The 18,793-nt window shown below is 35.8% G+C and carries 20 protein-coding genes and 1 riboswitch; of the genes, 7 read left to right on the top strand and 13 right to left on the bottom strand.

Annotated features, from left to right (window positions below; all coding sequences use genetic code 11):
• The first annotated feature begins 59 nt into the window (after window positions 1-59).
• A riboswitch (Lysine riboswitch) is annotated at window positions 60-240 on the top strand.
• Window positions 241-341: 101 nt separating this feature from the next.
• Window positions 342-1,796, top strand: a complete 1,455-nt coding sequence (locus KHA88_RS04110) for an amino acid permease (protein WP_249305815.1) — start codon at window positions 342-344, stop codon at window positions 1,794-1,796.
• A gap of 162 nt (window positions 1,797-1,958) precedes the next feature.
• A complete protein-coding gene (sspL, locus tag KHA88_RS04105) occupies window positions 1,959-2,117 on the top strand; it encodes a small, acid-soluble spore protein L (protein ID WP_213097032.1) in 159 nt (52 codons plus the stop codon).
• Window positions 2,118-2,332: 215 nt separating this feature from the next.
• Here sspL and KHA88_RS20825 read toward each other — a convergent pair whose 3' ends face one another.
• The 3 genes from KHA88_RS20825 to KHA88_RS04095 form a co-directional block, all read right to left on the bottom strand.
• The gene (locus tag KHA88_RS20825; RefSeq protein ID WP_249305814.1) at window positions 2,333-2,422 is read right to left on the bottom strand and encodes a putative holin-like toxin; all 90 of its coding nucleotides are present in this window, start codon (window positions 2,420-2,422) and stop codon (window positions 2,333-2,335) included.
• 120 nt (window positions 2,423-2,542) lie between these two features.
• Window positions 2,543-2,965, bottom strand: coding sequence for a DUF1801 domain-containing protein (locus tag KHA88_RS04100; RefSeq protein WP_213106981.1), 423 nt, complete (start codon window positions 2,963-2,965; stop codon window positions 2,543-2,545).
• 38 nt (window positions 2,966-3,003) lie between these two features.
• Entirely contained in the window at window positions 3,004-3,795 is a 792-nt protein-coding gene (locus KHA88_RS04095) for an HAD family hydrolase (RefSeq protein WP_213106980.1), read from the bottom strand.
• Window positions 3,796-4,012: 217 nt separating this feature from the next.
• On the opposite strand from KHA88_RS04095, the gene KHA88_RS04090 reads away from it, so the two are divergent.
• Window positions 4,013-4,441 carry a VOC family protein gene (locus KHA88_RS04090; RefSeq protein WP_213097035.1) on the top strand — a complete coding sequence of 143 codons (429 nt, stop codon included), beginning with the start codon at window positions 4,013-4,015 and terminating at the stop codon, window positions 4,439-4,441.
• 98 nt (window positions 4,442-4,539) lie between these two features.
• On the opposite strand, the gene KHA88_RS04085 is transcribed toward KHA88_RS04090, so the two are convergent.
• Together KHA88_RS04085 and corA are read right to left on the bottom strand one after the other, a co-directional pair.
• Window positions 4,540-4,722 carry an H-type small acid-soluble spore protein gene (locus KHA88_RS04085; RefSeq protein ID WP_213097036.1) on the bottom strand — a complete coding sequence of 61 codons (183 nt, stop codon included), beginning with the start codon at window positions 4,720-4,722 and terminating at the stop codon, window positions 4,540-4,542.
• 71 nt (window positions 4,723-4,793) lie between these two features.
• Entirely contained in the window at window positions 4,794-5,744 is a 951-nt protein-coding gene (gene corA, locus KHA88_RS04080; RefSeq protein WP_213097037.1) for a magnesium/cobalt transporter CorA, read from the bottom strand.
• A 183-nt stretch (window positions 5,745-5,927) separates the two neighbouring features.
• Between corA and KHA88_RS04075 the strand changes: the two genes are divergently transcribed.
• The 4 genes from KHA88_RS04075 (at window position 5,928) to KHA88_RS04060 (ending at window position 8,137) form a co-directional block, all read left to right on the top strand.
• On the top strand, window positions 5,928-6,437 hold the full coding sequence (locus KHA88_RS04075; RefSeq protein ID WP_249305812.1) for a hypothetical protein: 510 nt from the start codon (window positions 5,928-5,930) through the stop codon (window positions 6,435-6,437).
• Between the two features lie 273 nt (window positions 6,438-6,710).
• Window positions 6,711-7,049, top strand: coding sequence for a YmaF family protein (locus KHA88_RS04070; protein ID WP_213106978.1), 339 nt, complete (start codon window positions 6,711-6,713; stop codon window positions 7,047-7,049).
• Window positions 7,050-7,091: 42 nt separating this feature from the next.
• Window positions 7,092-7,598 (top strand): hypothetical protein, encoded by a 507-nt coding sequence (locus KHA88_RS04065; RefSeq protein ID WP_213106977.1) that lies wholly within the window; start codon window positions 7,092-7,094, stop codon window positions 7,596-7,598.
• 29 nt (window positions 7,599-7,627) lie between these two features.
• Complete coding sequence (locus KHA88_RS04060; RefSeq protein WP_213106976.1) at window positions 7,628-8,137, top strand: hypothetical protein; 510 nt, start codon at window positions 7,628-7,630, stop codon at window positions 8,135-8,137.
• Between the two features lie 31 nt (window positions 8,138-8,168).
• On the opposite strand, the gene KHA88_RS04055 is transcribed toward KHA88_RS04060, so the two are convergent.
• The 8 genes from KHA88_RS04055 to KHA88_RS04020 form a co-directional block, all read right to left on the bottom strand.
• Window positions 8,169-8,612 (bottom strand): CotY/CotZ family spore coat protein, encoded by a 444-nt coding sequence (locus KHA88_RS04055; protein WP_213106975.1) that lies wholly within the window; start codon window positions 8,610-8,612, stop codon window positions 8,169-8,171.
• Between the two features lie 91 nt (window positions 8,613-8,703).
• Entirely contained in the window at window positions 8,704-9,669 is a 966-nt protein-coding gene (locus KHA88_RS04050) for a YheC/YheD family endospore coat-associated protein (RefSeq protein WP_213106974.1), read from the bottom strand.
• Between the two features lie 58 nt (window positions 9,670-9,727).
• On the bottom strand, window positions 9,728-10,948 hold the full coding sequence (locus KHA88_RS04045) for an ATP-grasp domain-containing protein (RefSeq protein ID WP_213106973.1): 1,221 nt from the start codon (window positions 10,946-10,948) through the stop codon (window positions 9,728-9,730).
• A 93-nt stretch (window positions 10,949-11,041) separates the two neighbouring features.
• Window positions 11,042-12,424, bottom strand: coding sequence for a UDP-N-acetylmuramoyl-tripeptide--D-alanyl-D-alanine ligase (locus KHA88_RS04040; protein ID WP_249305943.1), 1,383 nt, complete (start codon window positions 12,422-12,424; stop codon window positions 11,042-11,044).
• Between the two features lie 5 nt (window positions 12,425-12,429).
• Window positions 12,430-13,533, bottom strand: a complete 1,104-nt coding sequence (locus KHA88_RS04035) for a YheC/YheD family endospore coat-associated protein (RefSeq protein WP_213106971.1) — start codon at window positions 13,531-13,533, stop codon at window positions 12,430-12,432.
• Window positions 13,534-13,730: 197 nt separating this feature from the next.
• Window positions 13,731-16,706, bottom strand: a complete 2,976-nt coding sequence (locus KHA88_RS04030; RefSeq protein ID WP_213097047.1) for an alginate lyase family protein — start codon at window positions 16,704-16,706, stop codon at window positions 13,731-13,733.
• Complete coding sequence (locus KHA88_RS04025; protein WP_213097048.1) at window positions 16,687-18,009, bottom strand: UDP-glucose dehydrogenase family protein; 1,323 nt, start codon at window positions 18,007-18,009, stop codon at window positions 16,687-16,689. The genes KHA88_RS04030 and KHA88_RS04025 overlap by 20 nt, the downstream gene beginning before the upstream one ends.
• Before the next feature lie 52 nt (window positions 18,010-18,061).
• Entirely contained in the window at window positions 18,062-18,778 is a 717-nt protein-coding gene (locus KHA88_RS04020; RefSeq protein WP_213097049.1) for a putative nucleotide-diphospho-sugar transferase, read from the bottom strand.
• Window positions 18,779-18,793 lie beyond the last annotated feature (15 nt).

The following is an 18,793-nucleotide window of genomic DNA, read 5'->3' as shown; positions in this document are numbered from 1 at the left end:
ATTGCAAGATTGATCACAATTTACTATACTACTATTGTTAATTAAATATTCCCATTCACCGATGGGGTAGAGGCTGCGGTTTATAAGAGTAGAGCGGGCGAGATTCAATGAAATTTATGACTCCGTTTGAAAGGATAAGCTGCCGAAGTTTGGATAGATTCATTGTATATCCATGCTGGTGATGTATTCGAAAAGGAACATTACTGTCACGTGATTTTAACGTGGAGGGCTATCTTCGGAAGGATTAAACGGACTTAAAAAACAGCCGTCGATCTTTTTCGACTGGCTGTTTTTATTTATTTGATCATAAATCTTCCATCATAGAAAAGGAGAGAAGAATATTGGCGAATACACCAACGACAACAAACCAAACTCAATTAAAAAGAAAGCTTAAAGCACGCCACCTAATGATGATTTCTCTTGGGGGATCAATTGGCACAGGAATATTTTTAGCAAGTGGCGGGGCGATTCATACCGCCGGACCAGGAGGAACATTACTCGCCTATGCAGCTGTCGGTATTATGGTTTACTTCTTAATGACAAGTCTTGCAGAGATGGCAGCCTACATGCCGGTTGCCGGTTCCTTCAAAGTGTATGCCACGAAATTCGTTGATCCAGCATTTGGTTTTGCAATTGGCTGGAATTACTGGTATAACTGGGCGATTACGATTGCCGCTGAACTTGCTGCAGTTGTACTAATAATGAAATTTTGGTTTCCAGAAAGTCCTTCCTTTATTTGGAGTGGAATTGCACTCTTGATTATGTTTGGCTTTAACTACCTGTCTGTCAAAGGGTTTGGAGAAGCAGAGTTCTGGTTTTCTCTAATTAAAGTCGTTACGGTCATTATCTTTATTATTATTGGATTTTTAATGATTTTCGGTATTATGGGAGGGGAATTTATCGGCTTTACAAACTTCACTATTGAGGATGCACCATTCAACGGTGGGTTCTTCGCGATTCTTGGAGTTTTCATGGCAGCAGGCTTCTCATTCCAAGGGACCGAATTACTTGGGGTAGCCGCTGGAGAGACAAAAAATCCTGAAAAAACAATCCCAAAAGCGATCAACTCTGTATTTTGGCGAATTCTTCTTTTTTACATTTTATCAATTTTCGTTATTGGGTTGATTCTTCCATATACGGATGAACGTTTATTAAGTGATGCGGTTTCCGTAAGCCCGTTCACGCTCGTTTTTGAACGTGCAGGATTTGCCTTTGCTGCATCAGTAATGAACGCAATCATTTTAACTGCAGTATTATCTGCTGGTAACTCTGGAATGTACGCATCCACTCGTATGCTTTGGGATTTAGCACGCGACGGAAAAGCACCAAAATTCTTAGGAAAATTAGATAAAAGAGGAGTACCAGTTAATGCCTTGATCGTAACAACTTTAGTTGGTTCCCTTGCATTCCTATCAACTTTCTTCGGAGATGGTGTAGTCTATATATGGTTGTTAAACGCTTCAGGAATGGCTGGATTTGTTACATGGCTCGGCATTGCAATTAGTCATTACCGTTTCCGCAAAGCCTATATCGCTCAAGGTGGAGATATAAACGATCTTCCATACCGTGCAAAATGGTTTCCATTCGGTCCCTTATTTGCGTTGATCCTATGTACTTTCATTATTTTAGGTCAAAATTTTCAAGCCTTTATAGGCGGCGAAATTGATTGGCATAGTGTATTTGTTTCCTATATCGGCTTACCTCTATTCTTAATCGTTTGGCTGTTCTATAAAGTAAAATACAAAACAAAATTAATCCCATTGAAAGATTGTAATTTTGAAAATAATCAACTTTAACCGAAGCCGCTGAATGAAAAAGTTTATTCAGCGGCTTGCTTTATTACATACCGATGAAACAAAAAAGCGTGTTATCTTTCTTTTGAAGAACTGATTGGATTATTCTTTTTTGGAAACACTACTTTTGACCAAATTAAAGAATTACAAAGGAGGACGAGTATGATGGCTAAAGACAAAAGAAGTCCTAGCGGAAATAATAGAGGGACGAATAAAGGAAAAAAAGCTACTAGTGTAACCCCGCAAGGTTACGGGGATACGGAATTCGCACAAGAGCCAAAAACCAAACTTGAAAACGCAGCCAAAAAGAAAAACACTAAATAAAGCTATCGGTAATTGAAGGTGGATTAGTTTTACAACCACAATCAAATGTTTATTTTTTATTCTTTTTAAGGTATGGTATTATTAAGGAAATCATAAAATAAAAGACCGCCTCGATGCTGTAACATCGAAGCGGAAATGCAATAGCAGATTCCCTTTAAGGGGTCGGCACTCATTGGGAAAATAATCCACTCGAGCTCTCCATACTCAAGGGTGGGTTATTTTTTATGGTTAAATGACAGGACAGCAATGATTAAGCTTGCAAACGCAATTGCAAACATTAATGCCTGATAGACTGTCAATAGCATCACCCCCTTTCAATCGGGGATGTGCCAACCACTCTTGAGCAATCTTTCTATTGCTTTTTTATTATACCATTAAATACAAATAGAACAAATGTTCCTTTTGGAGTATTTTTCAAAGAATACTTAATTATTTGGATATGTTTTTTTCAAAAACGATACAGATTGCTTAATCAACTCTATTAAAACATCGACATTAATATCTGCAACTTTATTGATGTACACACAGGCTTTCCCTGATGTATGTTTGCCAAAGTCCTTCAATAATTCCTCTCGTTTTGTGTCACCTGTCGCAAAATACAAACTGATTTTGGCTTTTCGAGGTGAAAAACCAACTAGTGGTGCATCCCCTTCGTGACCGGATTCATATTTATAATGATATGAACCAAATCCAATAATACTTGGTCCCCACATCTTTGCTTCATAACCAGTAGATTCAGTAAAAATATCTAATAACTTGTATGCATCCTCACGTTTCTTGGGGCTATCGACACTTTCAATAAACTCGATAACACTACTGTCCGTTTCTTTTGTTTTAAGTTCGTACATATTAGAATCCCTCCCTTTTTTCTAAAACACCCTAAATTTTATTTTGAGTTTAGATTCTCTAATATAGGAAAAAGCTCTTCTAAATGCTGAATTTCAAATGTTGGAATAACTTCATTCCGTTCTTTGTCCTCACGGTTAATCCATACAGATTTTATTCCGGCCTGATTAGCACCAAGAATGTCGGTCATGAGGTTATCGCCTACCATGATCACTTCATCTTTCTGGAGGGACATAAGCGATAACGCGTGTTCAAAAATGGAGGGATCAGGTTTTCCTTTTCCAAATCCTCCAGAAATAACAACTTGGTCAAAGTAAGGAGTAAGCTCTGGCGTTATCGTCAGCTTAGTATTCTGTAGGTCTGGGGAACCGTTTGTTAAAAGTAAAAGTCGATAATTCTCTTTTAGTGTATCTAAAACATTAAATGTTTCATCGTACACAAATGGTAGTTTCCTCCGTTCCTCTGGGAATCGTTCGGCTAATTCATATCCAAAATCAGTATCATCTACCCCCATAGTTTTTAAACCCGTTGTCCATGCATCTTTACGATATGTCGGGACGATTTCTTTCATTTTTCTAAACTGATCATGATCATCTAAAAAATTCCCCCATAATCCTTCAAATGGATTAATCCCTATCATTTGTGTAAAGGAGTAGGTTTCATATGTAGAGTATAGGTTTCTTGCCGCTTCACGTACTGCTTCTTCAAGCTCATGATAGTCTATGCCATATCGCTCTTCCGCAACTTTACACGTGGCTACAAAGGCTTCCTTTACGCTTTTTTGGTCCCAAAGAAGTGTGTCATCTAAATCGAAAAAAATTGCTTTTATCATCTTAATCCTCGCTTTTTTATGTATTTACATGTTAGTTTACCATTACTCAACATTGAAAGAATATTATTATATGAAATTTCATAAAAAAGACTTGTTTATAGTTCATGCTTTCATCTGTCTTTTTTTGGGTTATACCTTTTGATTAGTTAGGTAAAATGTTATATTATGTAAAAGTGTTTTCCGATGATTAACATTTCAAAACCAAGGAGTGGTGCTAATGGCTGTTGATGTTTATCTTAATTTTAATGGAAACTGTCGTGAAGCAGTAGAGTTTTACGCCCAAGTATTTGGGAAAGAAAAACCTAAAATAATGACTTTTGGAGAAACGCCTCCTAATCCTGAATTTCCTCTTCCGGAGGAAGCAAAAAATTTAGTCATGCACACACGGCTTAATATTAGTGGAAGTAATGTTATGTTCTCTGATACGTTTCCTGGAATGCCATTTGTCGTAGGTAATAACATAAGTCTTGCATTTGTCAGTGATGATTTGGATGAAGTTAAATCAACATTTAATAAGCTTAAAGAAGGCGGCACTGTAGGCATGGAACTTCAAGAAACTTTTTGGAGTAAATGCTATGGCCAAGTTACAGATAAGTTTGGAATTGAATGGCAATTTAACTTTGAAGATGGTGATATGGCTTTCTAATTTTAAAAAATAAAGGATAGGGTATTTTTCTTTTAAAGAAAAATACCCTATCCTTTTTGTGTATACCATTTACTTTTGTCCATTTACATATATTAATTTCATTCGCGTTCTTCCAACTCTGATATTTCTACAATGGATCTTTCTTCAAGAGGACCTCGTAAATGAACGGTTGCCATTTTCCCATCCTCATTTACTTGATCTATCCATACAGAAACGCCCTTATATTTAACTTCTATATCTGCTGATGAGGAAAGAATTTGCTTTACTCGATTAACATCCATTACATTCACTCCCTGTTATTTGTCATGATATTTTTTGACAGAAAGTGAATTTTATACCGGAAAATCAATTCTTATTTAAACCAGCCCTTTTTCTTAAACCAAATGAACATTCCCGATCCAATTAAAAACATTAGAGCTAAAGCTTCAAAATAACCGTATTTCCACTTTAACTCGGGCATGTTTTCAAAATTCATGCCATATATGCCTGCGATTAATGTAAGCGGCATAAAAATAGTAGTGATGACTGTGAGAACCTTCATTACACGATTTGCTTGGTGTGAATTTAAGGAAATATAGCTGTCTCTTATGTCCGTTGTCAATTCCCGATTTTCCTCGATCATTTCAGTAAGTTTTAATAAGTGGTCGTGAATATCAGAAAAATACGCTTTCTTCTTTTGAATTTCAGTAAACCTTTGAGAATTGAGAAGCCGATAGGCAAGATCTCTCATAGGCGACACTACATGTCTTAAAGAAAGAAGATGATTTCTCGTTTCAAATAATTCATCAAGAAGTGATCCCATTGATTTTTTATTGGAATTTTCATCAATTTCATTTAAGGTATCCTCAATTTTTTCCACGAGAGGGAAGTAATTATCCACAATATTATCGAGAATATGATACAAAATCTGGATTGGTTCCCATTGTTTTAAATTTGACGAAAGTTCGAGTTGTTTCCATACCTTGTCTACTTCTTCAGTAACCCCTTGGTGGAAAGTAACTATATAATTTTCCCCTAAAAAAAGATTTACTTCTTCTCTTAAATGGGTGGTCGGATTAATTGACTGGGTTACAAAAAATATATGATCTTCATAGTAATCTAATTTGGGCCTTTGTAATGTATTTGTGCAATCCTCTATCGCTAACGGATGAAAGCTTAATGGTTTTTTTAATAATTCAATTTCTTCGTGATTCGGTCGGTCAAAATCTATCCAGTACCATAAATATTCTCCAGAAACTAATTTTTCTATCTCAAGATCTTTAATCAACTCATACGCTTTATTGACAGCAATGGTTTTAATCATTATAGCTCCTATACGTCCATTTGAAATTTATGTTATATATTCATTTCTATAGTTTTACCCCTAAACCATAAGGTCCACACTTTTCTCTTTAATAATAGTTGTTCCCACTCTGTTCCCTATTCCAGAATATTCAATTTTATTATATAATTCTAACAAAGCGCCTATGACGAAAGGATGAGTTCAGTGGAAGATAAGGAGTTTATTACACATAAAAAACCGGAAGATAAATTCGGAGCAACGATTACTTATGGAGACAGAAATAATATTGATTTTCCTGACGATGCTATTGTTTCTATCACCCTTGGTGAACGTTTTTCAGTTTGGAAAACAATTGTAAACGGGATTGTAAGTCAATTTGTTATGAAACAAATGAAAAAGTCAAAAGGATTACTTTATGCTGAGATGAAAGGTCATATCAAGGAGGGGTATGGACTTACAATGACTGTATGGGAAAAGAAATCGATGGCTAATTTCCGAAATAAAGGGGCTCATAAATTTGCTATGAAGTTTTTTAGTTGGGTATTTTATAGTGGAAAGTCTCACGCATACTTCTTAACATACAAAGCAAATGGTGATATTCCGACGTCCGAAGAAGCGCAAGAATTAGTTAAAAAGTATGGGAAATTTTATGATGGAGGAAAATTAATACGTAAAGCAAAAAGTCCTACAAAGAATAATGCTGCAACGAATTAGGATTTATTCATCTTCTAAAATATAATACGAATAAAAACAAGATGACATAAGGAAAGTATGCCATCCTGATATCTTAATCTCTATAAACAACCTATTATTCCGATGCTTGAATTTCAGCTAACATCCATTATTCCTCCTCATCTGTACAATCATTATTTCATTATATCCTTGACCTACTTCTTTAGATATATCAACTTCTAAAATGTATGGTATGAGTACAACTCCCTTATGAATAACTATATTTTAAGGCTTATTATAAAGGAGTATAGTATGATGAAGAAAATAGGAAAAGATGAGTTTATTTCGGGATATGTTCCCCATCACAATCATGGTTCTGTTGATTACACATCTGTTAACGCAGGACATGTTCATCAATGCCTCGATGTAACTTCCCCTGCGATTCCAACTGAGGATGGAAGCCATGTTCACTATACAGAAGGCTATGTCCTCTTTGAAGATGGTCATACACACCATTATAAGGCATATTCAGGTCCCGCAATCCCAATCGGAAATGGAATGCATGTGCATTATTATGATTTCTTTACAACAGAGGATAATGGACATCGTCATCATGTTAAAGGTGTAGATCAGCCCGCACCAGGTTCAAAATAAGATTAAGCAGAATAATATTTTACAACGAGGTGGGACAAATAGATGTCAGCTCCCTTTATTGGTATGAACTCCAATCAAAGAGATTACTATCTTGAAGCCATCACTGCTACCTTAGAAAAAGGAATGGCTGCAAAAGAAGTCGTTTGTTCAATAACTACCGGTTTTCGCAAGGTTCCTTCAATACGAACCGCACCTGGACTTAATCCCTACCATGCTTCTGTAGCTGATATCGGCTATGATTTTGATTCGGTGCATGGGACGATAAACCGATTACGTAAAAGTGAACATATTCCTCTCGCAAAGGAAATGCTTGTGTTTGACCTTGATACATTGCGTATTAGTGCAAAGCAATTAAGTCCAAATTTTGAGCTAGCTGTAACAGGGGCAAATCCCGATGTATTTTATTTGATTCAGCTAAGTAGGAATTTAAACCGACAAATGGCACAATTGATTAATGAGGCAATCCGGCTCGGGCAAGCCCTTCTTGGATCTGAATGGGAGAGCATCCTAAAACGGATCGAGAATATTCAAGCGATTCCCCGTCTTTAACTGAGGAAGTAAAGGAGGTAAGGAAAAAGATGCTTGACACGCGGCCTATGAGTATGAGTGTAGAGGAAAAACGGCGATTATTAGATTGGTGGAAAACAATGGAGTCTGCAAAACTAATAGTACAACGGTTAGTTTCACAAGTGAGTGAACTTCGGTTACACCCGGAATCAAGCCATGCTGACGGAATGATCCTTTTTTACCGGGCTATCTCTGAAATATCTTATGGTTATGCAGGTGTAAGAGGAGGTGTCCGCCGGGAATTTACTAGTGAATATAGCGAGGGTCTACAAATCAATATGGTTATGTGTCATAGCTTTGCCCCTAAATTTGCAGTTGATGCGAAAATACTTCTCGAACGAATCGCAAAGCAAATCACCGGACCAAATGCACTTATTTTAGTAGAGCAGATCCGAGTAACCTTATTTGAAAACGATATGATGTTAAATAAATTAGAGAAAAAAGCCCATGCTTTCTTTGGAAAGAAAAATTTTCAAGCGAAGCAAAAAAATATGATGCAGGATATGACCTTGCTAGGATAATAGGAAATATATGATTTCATAAGTAAATAACTCACCATTTTGGTTGAATAATGATTTTTCTTTTTAGAAATTTAGTATCTAATGCTTGAATAGCAAAAATACCAGATAAATCAATTTCTCTACGTATAGATGTTTTTCTTAAAATCATGACTTCATCTATGGAATCGGTCGTATTTCCGTGGATATCAATAGGAAGCAGCAATGAAATAGTAGCACTGCACGAACGCATATTAATAGATTCAATACGGAAGAAATTTGTAAAAAAATATTCTTTTTCTCCATTAACTTCATGGGAACCCATTATTCCCAAAAAACCTTCATTTGTTTGCAGGAGGAAGGGGATTGTGTCTGCATCTACAATTCTAGCTAAAAGATTTCCGAAATATGGTGTCTTACTTTCCACAATGAAATCCTGTAATTTTTTTATCTCTGCTAATGCTTTGCAAATATCATGATGTTTATCATTGCTATCCATCTTTTATTCCCTCCTCCACAATATCTGTGTGTTCACATTAACATATTCAATTTTCATGACAATCGTATAGGCAAAGTAAGAAATTAGACTTTCACCTATTTATAAGATAAAGACAGTAAGGAATTAAGCGCTTTGCAACCTCAAACTCACGATTTTTGGCACCAGGACGCCAATTGACTTCAAATATCCAAAGCTTACCATTTTGATCTATTGCAACATCTATTCCAAGTTCATCAAATGAGTGTTCATATAAAGTATCAAAATGTGTAGAAAACTGTATGCCGAAGGTCTCAAGTAACTCCTTGATCTCTGAAGCCCGGTTATCAAATTCTTCCCGTAAAAATGAAGATAATTCTCCGCGATATCCTCCACTGCTAATATTGCTAATCAATTTATTATTACCGCTAATTCTTGGGTAAATTAAGTTAACCTCCCACTCCCCAAGCCCGTTTTTTTGTACATGAATACGAAAATCATATATTAGACCCGCTTTCGTTTTACATTCTATAAAAGGTTGGAGCAAGTATGACTGTTGATCTGTTAATGTTTCAACAAATGTGAGTAATTCATTTTTATTGCTCATCCACTTGCTCAAACTATCCGTAATAATAACCGTTCCATCCGTTCCTTGCTCAAAAAAAATAACATTTTCTCCATGATGACCAGTAAAAGGCTTTATGACTACTCTTGAATTCGTATTCAATAAACTTAATATTTCTTCCCCACTATTTAATTTGACGGATGGTATTAAAGCATGAACGAATTGGTCCCCTTTTTTTATTTTTTCATATACTTTCATTTTGTTTCCAACCGGATAACTCGTAAATATTGTACTTGTTTTTAATTGTCTTTGAATAACTAATTGTTTTTTTGTTTTTGGAGAACTAATATTGATAACAACATCTGGAAACCTTATTTCTCTTTGATCCCATTTCCCATCTTCATATACCCAGCCATTAATTTTTTTACTGTTAAAATCGATTGAGTTATAGGAAAAATAGACGAACGGGACATTTTCCATTTTTGCAACAGCGGCACATGCATATGCTTTTTTCACTTCTGAAGGACTTTTACGAAAATGGAGCATTCCTATTAATGTCAAACAAACACATCCCTTAATATGGTTCGATATAGAATTTAATTTCCTTTGCAGCGTTCAGCGCAATCCGCTCAGCTTCTTCTTGCGTATCAGAACTTGCGATTACGTATGCATATCTATTTCCAAGCGAGTACGGTTCCGTTAACAAACTCCCACAATGCGGCTTAACATACACATCTTTTACGCCTTCATAGTTTGCTGCACGATTTTCACCTGTCACCTTTAATAATCTTCCGGCCGATGAAACTGTTAAAAAGCGGGCATATACATGCGTATTTCTCGAAGTAATAAAAGAGGGAATCTCGCCTAAATATAATTTTATAATTTCCTTGGCTAAATTTATTCCAGTTCCTTCGTAAAGGATCCGGTTCATCGCTCCTCCAGACATTCTTGGATTAATCTCGATTAACTTCCATTTCCCTTTAATGTTTCTCATTTCTAAATGACAAGATCCATCCCTTAAATCTAGTGAGTTTAAAATGGTCGTGATTGCTTCCTCGAGGATTTCATATTCTTCGTGGACTAATGCCGCAGGATATTTATAACCCATCACGATAAAGCGATTATCATTTGAAATTTCCTGCTCAATAACTCCAATAATATTTAATTGATTGTTATAAGCCACAACTTCAATTAAATATTGGGGCCCATTTAAGTATTCTTCAACTAAAACTGGCATATTAGGGTGCTTTTTTTTCAATTGTTTTAGGCCTTGCCTAAAATCGCTTTTCGTTTCAACAAGGAAGATATCTTTCGATCCATTTGAGGCTGGGGGTTTTAAGATAAGAGGTAACTGATTTTTGTATTGTTCAACAAATGAATCTACCAATTCGTTTGGATGGAATAAAGTATAAAAAGGAGTGACAGAAAGATTCTTCAAAGCTTCACGAATCCGGGTTTTCTCTTCCATTTTAAATAAGGCATCTGTCGATGACTGGAATAAGCCAATCTCCTTTGAAAGCATTGCTGCAAGGTGAACATAAGGGTCGACAAAGCTAATACAAGCACAAATGTCTATTCCTTGCTGTTGTAAAATAGTTATTTGTTCTTTACAATGCGATCGATCGATACTCTCTACATAAATCATCTTCTTCACATCGTGGAATTCATCTCTTTGTTTCATAAAACGATCCTTATTCGTTATTAAGACTGTGAAGTAACCGAGGTCTTCTGCAGCTTTGATGGCATCCCTACTAGTACCTGATTTGTTGCTCCCTAAAAAAACAATTGATTGCATATGAAAACACCATCCTCTAAGTCGCTTAAAATATTTTATGTGCTGCCGTAAAGAATGACTCAAAGGATGTTATATCTTTAAAATAATAACCGCTCAAGATTTCCTGCAATATTTCTTTACGACTTCCCGATATGCGCCTTTCATTTTCCCTAAAGACATCTTAAATAAAATAATCGGTTCTTTATCGCATATACTTTCTAAGACAGAATCAAGTTTTTCGGCATCATCAACGAAGCTTACTTTAGATGCGTCCATTCCTAATTCAATCACTTTTTTTCCTGTTAATGCAGCATCTGGACCAACAGTTATTAAATGGTCGACTCCGCCCATTTCCATTATCATGTTCCCCAGCTTCAAATGCTGTTCTTTTGTCTTGTTCCCGAGTCTTTGCATTTTTCCTAAAACCATGATTTCTTTTTTTTCGTTTGCGATTTTTTTTAAAACTTTGATCGCAGACATAACAGAGGTTTTATTACAGCTCCAAGTATCATCGATAATGGTATGATTCCTGTATCCTTTATGCACTTTCACATGGCGGTCCATTTCATTGAAAGTCCGTAGCCTATTTATCGCTTCTTGTATCGGAATACCTACCATATGTGTAGTTGCAATTGCAGCTAAACTGTTGTAAACATTGTGTTCTCCGTGACTTGGAATATATACTTCATACATATTTTTTGAATGAACCAATGTATATCTCATACCACTTTCTTCATACTTAATGTTAGATGCTTGATAATCAGAACTGTTATTAATACCGAATAAACGAACAGTACCTTCATAACAATCCATTGGTATTTTCTTTGAATATTCATCATCGGCATTTATGATGAGCATTCCTTTATTATCTAAAGCCTCGAGCATTTCACCTTTAGCTTTAATATACGCATCTAAAGTTTTGCAACCATCCAAATGAGCTTCCCCTATATTAGTAATAACCCCGATGGTAGGTTTAAAGTATTTACCACTAACTTTAATATTGCCCGGATAAGCTACTCCCATTTCAAATATAGCTACGTCGGTTTTTTCTTCTAGTCCGAGCAGATAATTCAAATTAAACTGCAAACCATTTTGGCTTAAATATGTGGAATGAGTGTGATACTTTTTTCTAAAAATATGTTTCATCATTTCTTTCGTCGTTGTTTTTCCGCATGTTCCTGTTACACCAATAATAGGAATCTTAAATTGATCACGATAATAATTAATAAAATCCCAGTAAGCCTGTTTACTGTCATTCACAATAAGTAATGTTCCTTTTCCGTTCATTGTTTCGGCTACGCTTTTATCATCCGTTACAATTACATAATTGTTCATTTCAGAAAGCATTTCTTTATTGATGTCTCTTTTTCCAAAATGAAAAAAAAGTGTGTGGTCTTTAATATTTTCACAGCGACTTACAACATGTTTTATTTTCTCATCCTGGTTTCCAAACATCATTGATGCTTCAATAGCGGTCACTATTTCACGGATGGTCATTTGTTTCACTGCTCTCCCTCCTTATGCTTTTGATTATTTTTCATTAAAAAAATCGCATAGTTAAGGGGGGTAATATGGGTTGCTTTCCATTCATCCATCATGGTTGCATTGCGGAATGTTATTCTTAAATCTCTCGCATTACATTCAATAAACATCGGGAACCCCTCATTAGTTATCCCAATATCTAGACCAATGTCGGCAAGATAAGGTATATGCTCTCCAAGTTGTTCTGCAATCTCGATGGAAAAGTTTTTGATCGTTGTTGAAACATCTTCTAGATTAAGATGGGGCAAATCTTGTAATAAAACGGATAATGGACGGGAAGTGCCTCCTTTTGCTAAATTTGTTACATACATTCCTTTTTGTGCAACTTTCCCGACAATTCCGGATACTTGCCACTCTCCAATACCATTACGTTGAACAGAAACCCGTAAATCAAAAGGACTTGCTTGATAGGTTGCAAGCGGGATTCTTTGCTGGATAATATAGCGTGGGTTAGAGACGATTGTTATTAATTTTTCAGGCCATTTTATATTTGCAAATGATTCCTTTACTAAACTCTTATTCTTTTGAAAAATTATTTCCCAGTTTTCATTGCTTACCTTGGCTACTTTTATAATACTGTTTCCAAGGCTTCCACTACTGGGCTTAATGATTAACTCATCATGTTTACTCATCATTTCCTCCATATGATCTTTAGATGCTTTTACTGTTTCAGGTAAATAAGAGCATAAAGAACTCTTCTTCGTCAATAGTTCATGAACTTGTAATTTTTCATACCGATTCCAGCTATTAAATAAGATGATTCCCTCTTTCTGTAAGGCGGCAATCTTTGATCTCGCCATTTTTGTAAAGAAAAGACCTCTATTATGAATAATTGTCGGCTTAGGGATAACTTGTAAGTCATAGTTATTCCGTTCACCGAGAACATAAGCCGTAATCGTACTATTTCCAGGATTAATATCCTTCAAGCGAAAATAACACGGTTTAAAATGATTATTCCGACCTGCTTCCTCGTAATATGGTAAACATTCAAAATACGTATATCCTTTTTTAACGCCACTGTAAACGAGTCCGTCTACTAAGATGCCAATATAGGGGCAATACATTATCCGCTAACCTCCAGTTTTATAAATTGTTGGTGTTTTACCGCAACAATTCAATCCATATTCTTATTACATGCTAAAACTGAATACAAGGTAACTGATATGTTACCCATTAATAAAGAAGAAAAAAGGTAAGCTTTAAAAGGCTTACCCCATGTGTATTTCACAGCACTTTCCATAAAGAAAACTTCCGCATCTATTCATTCCTTAATTTTGAAAAAATGATAAAACCAGTCTGCCAGTTTTTCACCAACGGAGTTATAATGTTTCGCACTTATACGATTATCTTTTTTTCCTTTAATCATGCTTACGTTATCACCATGTGCGAGAACCCAGGTAACGAATGGCAAGTCAATCATTGTGTGGTTTTTTACGTATTCTGGAACTTTAACATGGGATTTAATAACATTGTTAAATGGAGATTTCTTTACATCTGACTTAGTTGTCTTTGGAAAATTCTCATTAGAAAAGTAAAACACCGCACTACTCCCACATCCTTTATAAAAGAGATCCCTTACCCAAGCTTCATTTTGAAATACATTGACCATAAATCCTTTGTTTAGAATAAATGCATCAGAAATAGGAAGGGACCGTATATATTCAACGAATCTATAATGTATCCAATCATCGGCATCTAAAGGCATAAAGTACCCAGAAAAACCACTTTTTCTTAAATATGCGCCGATAGCCTTGCGTTTACGATACTTATCACTCACAAATCCTCTGGAACTTTTTGGAGGTGGAAACTTTACGGGTACCCATGTAACGCGTATATTATTAAGCTCCTCTATATTTGGCTTTTCATGTCCGGCAATAATAACGCGGAAATTTTGGTCAGTGTTACTAAATAGCGATCTTAAGGTTAAAGCCAAGTTTTTTTGCACTTTTTCCCAATCATGCGAAACAGTTTTGCTCTTAAGAGAAATAGCAAATGCAATTTCAGGTTTTTGTTTATTTTCTTCGTTAAAAGTGCTAATTCTAAAATATTCTTCAATATTATTTAAATTCTTTTTTAGAGAGAACTGTATGTCGGATGTTTTCTTTTCTACCGCATTGGAATCACTAAAATCATTCAGTCCTAAATTCCAATAGGGACGGACCCCTTCATCTGCGAAAAACCTAGGATTTACTAAGTATTTTGACTTCGGAAAATGAGCAGCTGTTGGTAAGGTGATTGAGGATTGAGGAATTGAAAACCAAATAGGTAAATAGCGATCTAAATTAAAATCATCAATTTGCTTAAAAGGCCATTTTTCCCCAATTTGAGAAAAAAGCCATTGGATCCCTTTTATCAAGCTAGCTCCATTTGGTGCTTCATAAGACCAGAGATTGGTACCCCATCTAGAAGCAATTTGTGCCATATATATCCATCCTTGCATGTTATAAAAGCAATAATGTGCAGATGTTTGTCTTTTTTGTTCCTCTGGTTGTAAACCATCAGAAGTAATGTGAGTCGCGATTCTTGATTGTGCTCTAACTAATGTTTCAAACAATAATGATTCATCATGTAAAAAATCCGCAATAGCGGCGACTTGTATATCATAATATATCCCATGATTATTAAGTGCTTTTCGCTCTTCCTTTCCTTGAGGTGATTGAATTAACCAATCAAGGTAATTTGAGAGCCACTCCTTAAAACTATTTAAAGATTCCTGTGCTATAGCGCCGGCTGAATAAAGTATTCGAACGGCATCAAGATAGAAGTACATATCCTTCAATTCAATAATTCCTCGACTCGTACCAGTATTCTTTTTATGTCCCATTCTAACTTGAGCATATTTTAAATGTGGTGACATTCTCGTTTCTTGGTTTATAAAAAATTGATGAAATATGCTTGCTCCATGTTCAGCGTATTTTTTATCGCCCGTGAAAAAACAAGCAAGCGCTAAGGTAATAGAGTCATCAAACACGCGCTGAATTCGTGTCCGGTCATATTTATCACTTTCGGGTTCATACAACTTTGTTCCGGGAACCCGTTGTCCATCCTTCCAAATATATGGAAGTCCATCTTTTTTCTTCGGATTCGGCCACCAATAAGGAGCAGGATGCCAGTAATCATGGATGAGGCCACTTGGGGGAAGTGTACTTTTGTCGGTAACTGAATAAGGCCCTCTTGTTAAAGCCTCTTTGGCATCATTGATAAGCCGTTCTACCGGAGGTAATTGTTCTCCATTTTGATAGTTATTCCTTTCTTTATTTAAAACCTCACTCTGATAGGTTAAAAGATCACTAGAATTTTTTCTCCTTGAAACCATTGTGTCCAAATGCCTAATTGTACTAATAATTGCGTCAATTCTTGCAAGTCCCCTTTGTTTAAAGCTTTTTTTCGAATCCTTCTCAAGTTTCTCCATACCAGAATACATTCTGGCTACCCAACCCCCAGCTCCGAATTGGTTTGCTTCGGCTGATTTCAGTCCCCGATTTTGGTCCCAAGGATCATCTTTCCAATTATCCCACTTTCCTTGAATACCAAGACGCCAAAACAACTCAACTTTATCCCGACGACCATAACAGAATTGCTCATTAAATTCTTCTAAGGAATCATTTCTAAAAATTATTTGAGGTTCTTCAACTGGATTCGGAATAAACTCATCAGTCAATAATTGTGCATTATCGATCACTCTTGTCATTGGGACTGTAAAATATTTTATATCGGAGGAAGAAAGAACATCTGTGCAAATTTGTTTCCAAGCGGTTTGTGTAATAAAGCAATTTCCATCCCAAGGTAGAATCCATTTTCCCCGCGACTTTCCATCGCGCAAAGCAGCATTTCGAGCACCGTTTATGTTCATTACGTAGTTATTTTTCAGTCTGTATGTTGCCGCTATTACTCTTTTCCTTATTTCAGAATTCAAAGATTCAAAATCCTTGCTGGCGAGATATCCAGGCTTAGGAAGACAATCAGTATCCCATCCAATCTTTCGGTATTCATCTTCTAGAAATGGAAGATGAATAAATTGTTGGTTATGGTGTTGCAATAGCTCAATAATCTCCTTTTCCTCATCTCTATCAATAATTCGATTAACGACCCATTTTTTTTCGCAATTTTCCAATTCCGCCTCATTTTCAAGAACAAATTTAAGGTTTTCCCGCGATTGACCTTTTTTGTGTCTTGGGTGCAAATCATTGCCAATAATCCGGTAAAGAATAAAATGATTATTTATTATAATTTTCATTGACAACCGGCCTTCCAATGGAATAATACTCGATAGGATATCCCATCATTTTAATTATTGAATAGCAATTCCTACCATCGAAAATAATAGGTTTTTTCATTAACTCTACATATTTATTTAATGGGAAATCGATAAATTCTTTCCATTCAGTAACAATAAATACAGCATCTGTTCCATGAATGGCTTCCTCGATACTTTGTGCAAATTGGACTGTTGCAGGTAATATTCTCTTTGCGTTTTGCATTGCAACCGGATCGAAAGCAATTACTTCTGCGCCTTCTTCTATAAATCTAGTTATATTTACTATTGATGCCGCCTCTCGCAAATCATCAGTGTTAGGTTTAAACGCTAAGCCCAACACGGCAAATTTTTTTCCCTCTAAAATACCAAATCGTTGCTTAACTTTGTCTACAAGAAGGGTTTGCTGCTTTTTGTTAACATCTATGACTGCTTTTAATAAGGCAAATGAATAATCCTCATGGGTGGCGATGTGAAAGAGGGCATTCGTATCTTTTGGGAAGCAAGAACCGCCATATCCGAGTCCAGGTTTTAGAAACTGATAACCGATACGTGAATCTTGCCCCATGCCAATAGCAACATCCTCTACATTTGCGCCAATTTTTTCACAAATAGTTGCGATTTCATTAATGAAACTAATTTTAGTTGCTAAAAAGGCATTTGATGCATACTTAATCATTTCCGCACTAATAATGTCGGTTCTAAAAATGGGTATCTGAAAGGGTTTATTGATTTCTTCAATTAAATTTGCGGCGTCCTGGCACTCTGCTCCGATAACTATTCGATCACCATAAAACGTATCACGTACAGCTGATCCTTCACGTAAAAACTCTGGATTTGAAACAATATCTACTTTTATATCAGATACTAAATATTGGAGGATAATATTCTTGATCTTTTCATTTGTACCAATTGGAACTGTACTTTTTGTTACAACAATTACATCTCGTTTGGCATGAAGGCCGATCTGTATTGCAGCTTGTTCAATAGATGTTAGGTCCGCAAAACCATCTGACTTCTGTGGAGTACCAACTGCAATATAAATGACTTCAGAATTCTTAAATGCTTCCGAATGATCAGTCGTAAAATATAAACGCTCGCTTTTAATGTTTTTTATCATTAACTCTTCTAAATCTGGCTCAAAGATAGGTGACTTTCCGGAATTTAATTTATCTATTTTCCCTTGATCTATGTCTATACAAATCACATTATGACCGATTTCCGAGAGACATACACCAGTAACTAAGCCTACATATCCAGTACCTACTATCGCAAGATTTTTCATGTTGTAATCTTCCCCTCATAAGCAGGCTTCCTTTTGCTATGTTTATTGGAAGTCATATTTCCCTGTCAGTTTTATTTCTTTCAATGTTTTTCAGAAACTGCTGATAACTCTTTTTCATTCTTTTTAACCTTACCCACCAATCCAATCCACAATGATGCATAATTACTGGGTTTTTAGAAACATCTTTTCGATTCGGTCGGCTATTCCATTTAAGATGTAAATTTCCGATAAGTGGGGTGTATTCCGTCGGCCCGTTATAGGCAAGGATATTAATATAATCGTTTTTGAACCCGAGTAGCTCTAAAAAAGCTTGTTGGTCCCACCATCCACGACCATGTTTTCTCTTAAATGTCCATACTTTCTCCAATATTTCAAACGTCTTCGGATCGCGTTTAACAACGATAACACCAGAGTTTGGAAAAAGGGGCTCTCTCCCAAAATAACTTGCCATATATACAACATGTTCTGTATTTAGTTCATTTCGAATATCTTCTTCTGGATTAACGAAAATGGTATCAGAATCCATCCACATGACAATTTCATAGTATTTTAATAGGTTATATAATAATAATATTTTATGTTTTTTGGCCATTTCCTTCGGAAGCAGCTTTTCTTTAAAAAATAAGGTATCAATTTTATGAAGCTTTCCATAATATTCGACGGTCGGTTTCATAATTTCAAGTGCATCCTCATGATTCTTACCTGTTGCTAAACAACAGATGACCATATTACTGTTTGGTTTAATCGAAAAATCATAAGCGGGAATCATAAGATCTCTCCTCAA

It is taken from the genome of Lederbergia citrea (assembly GCF_018343525.1).
Classification (GTDB): Bacteria; Bacillota; Bacilli; order Bacillales; family Bacillaceae_C; genus Lederbergia; species Lederbergia citrea.
This window is presented reverse-complemented; position numbering and strand designations above follow the sequence as displayed.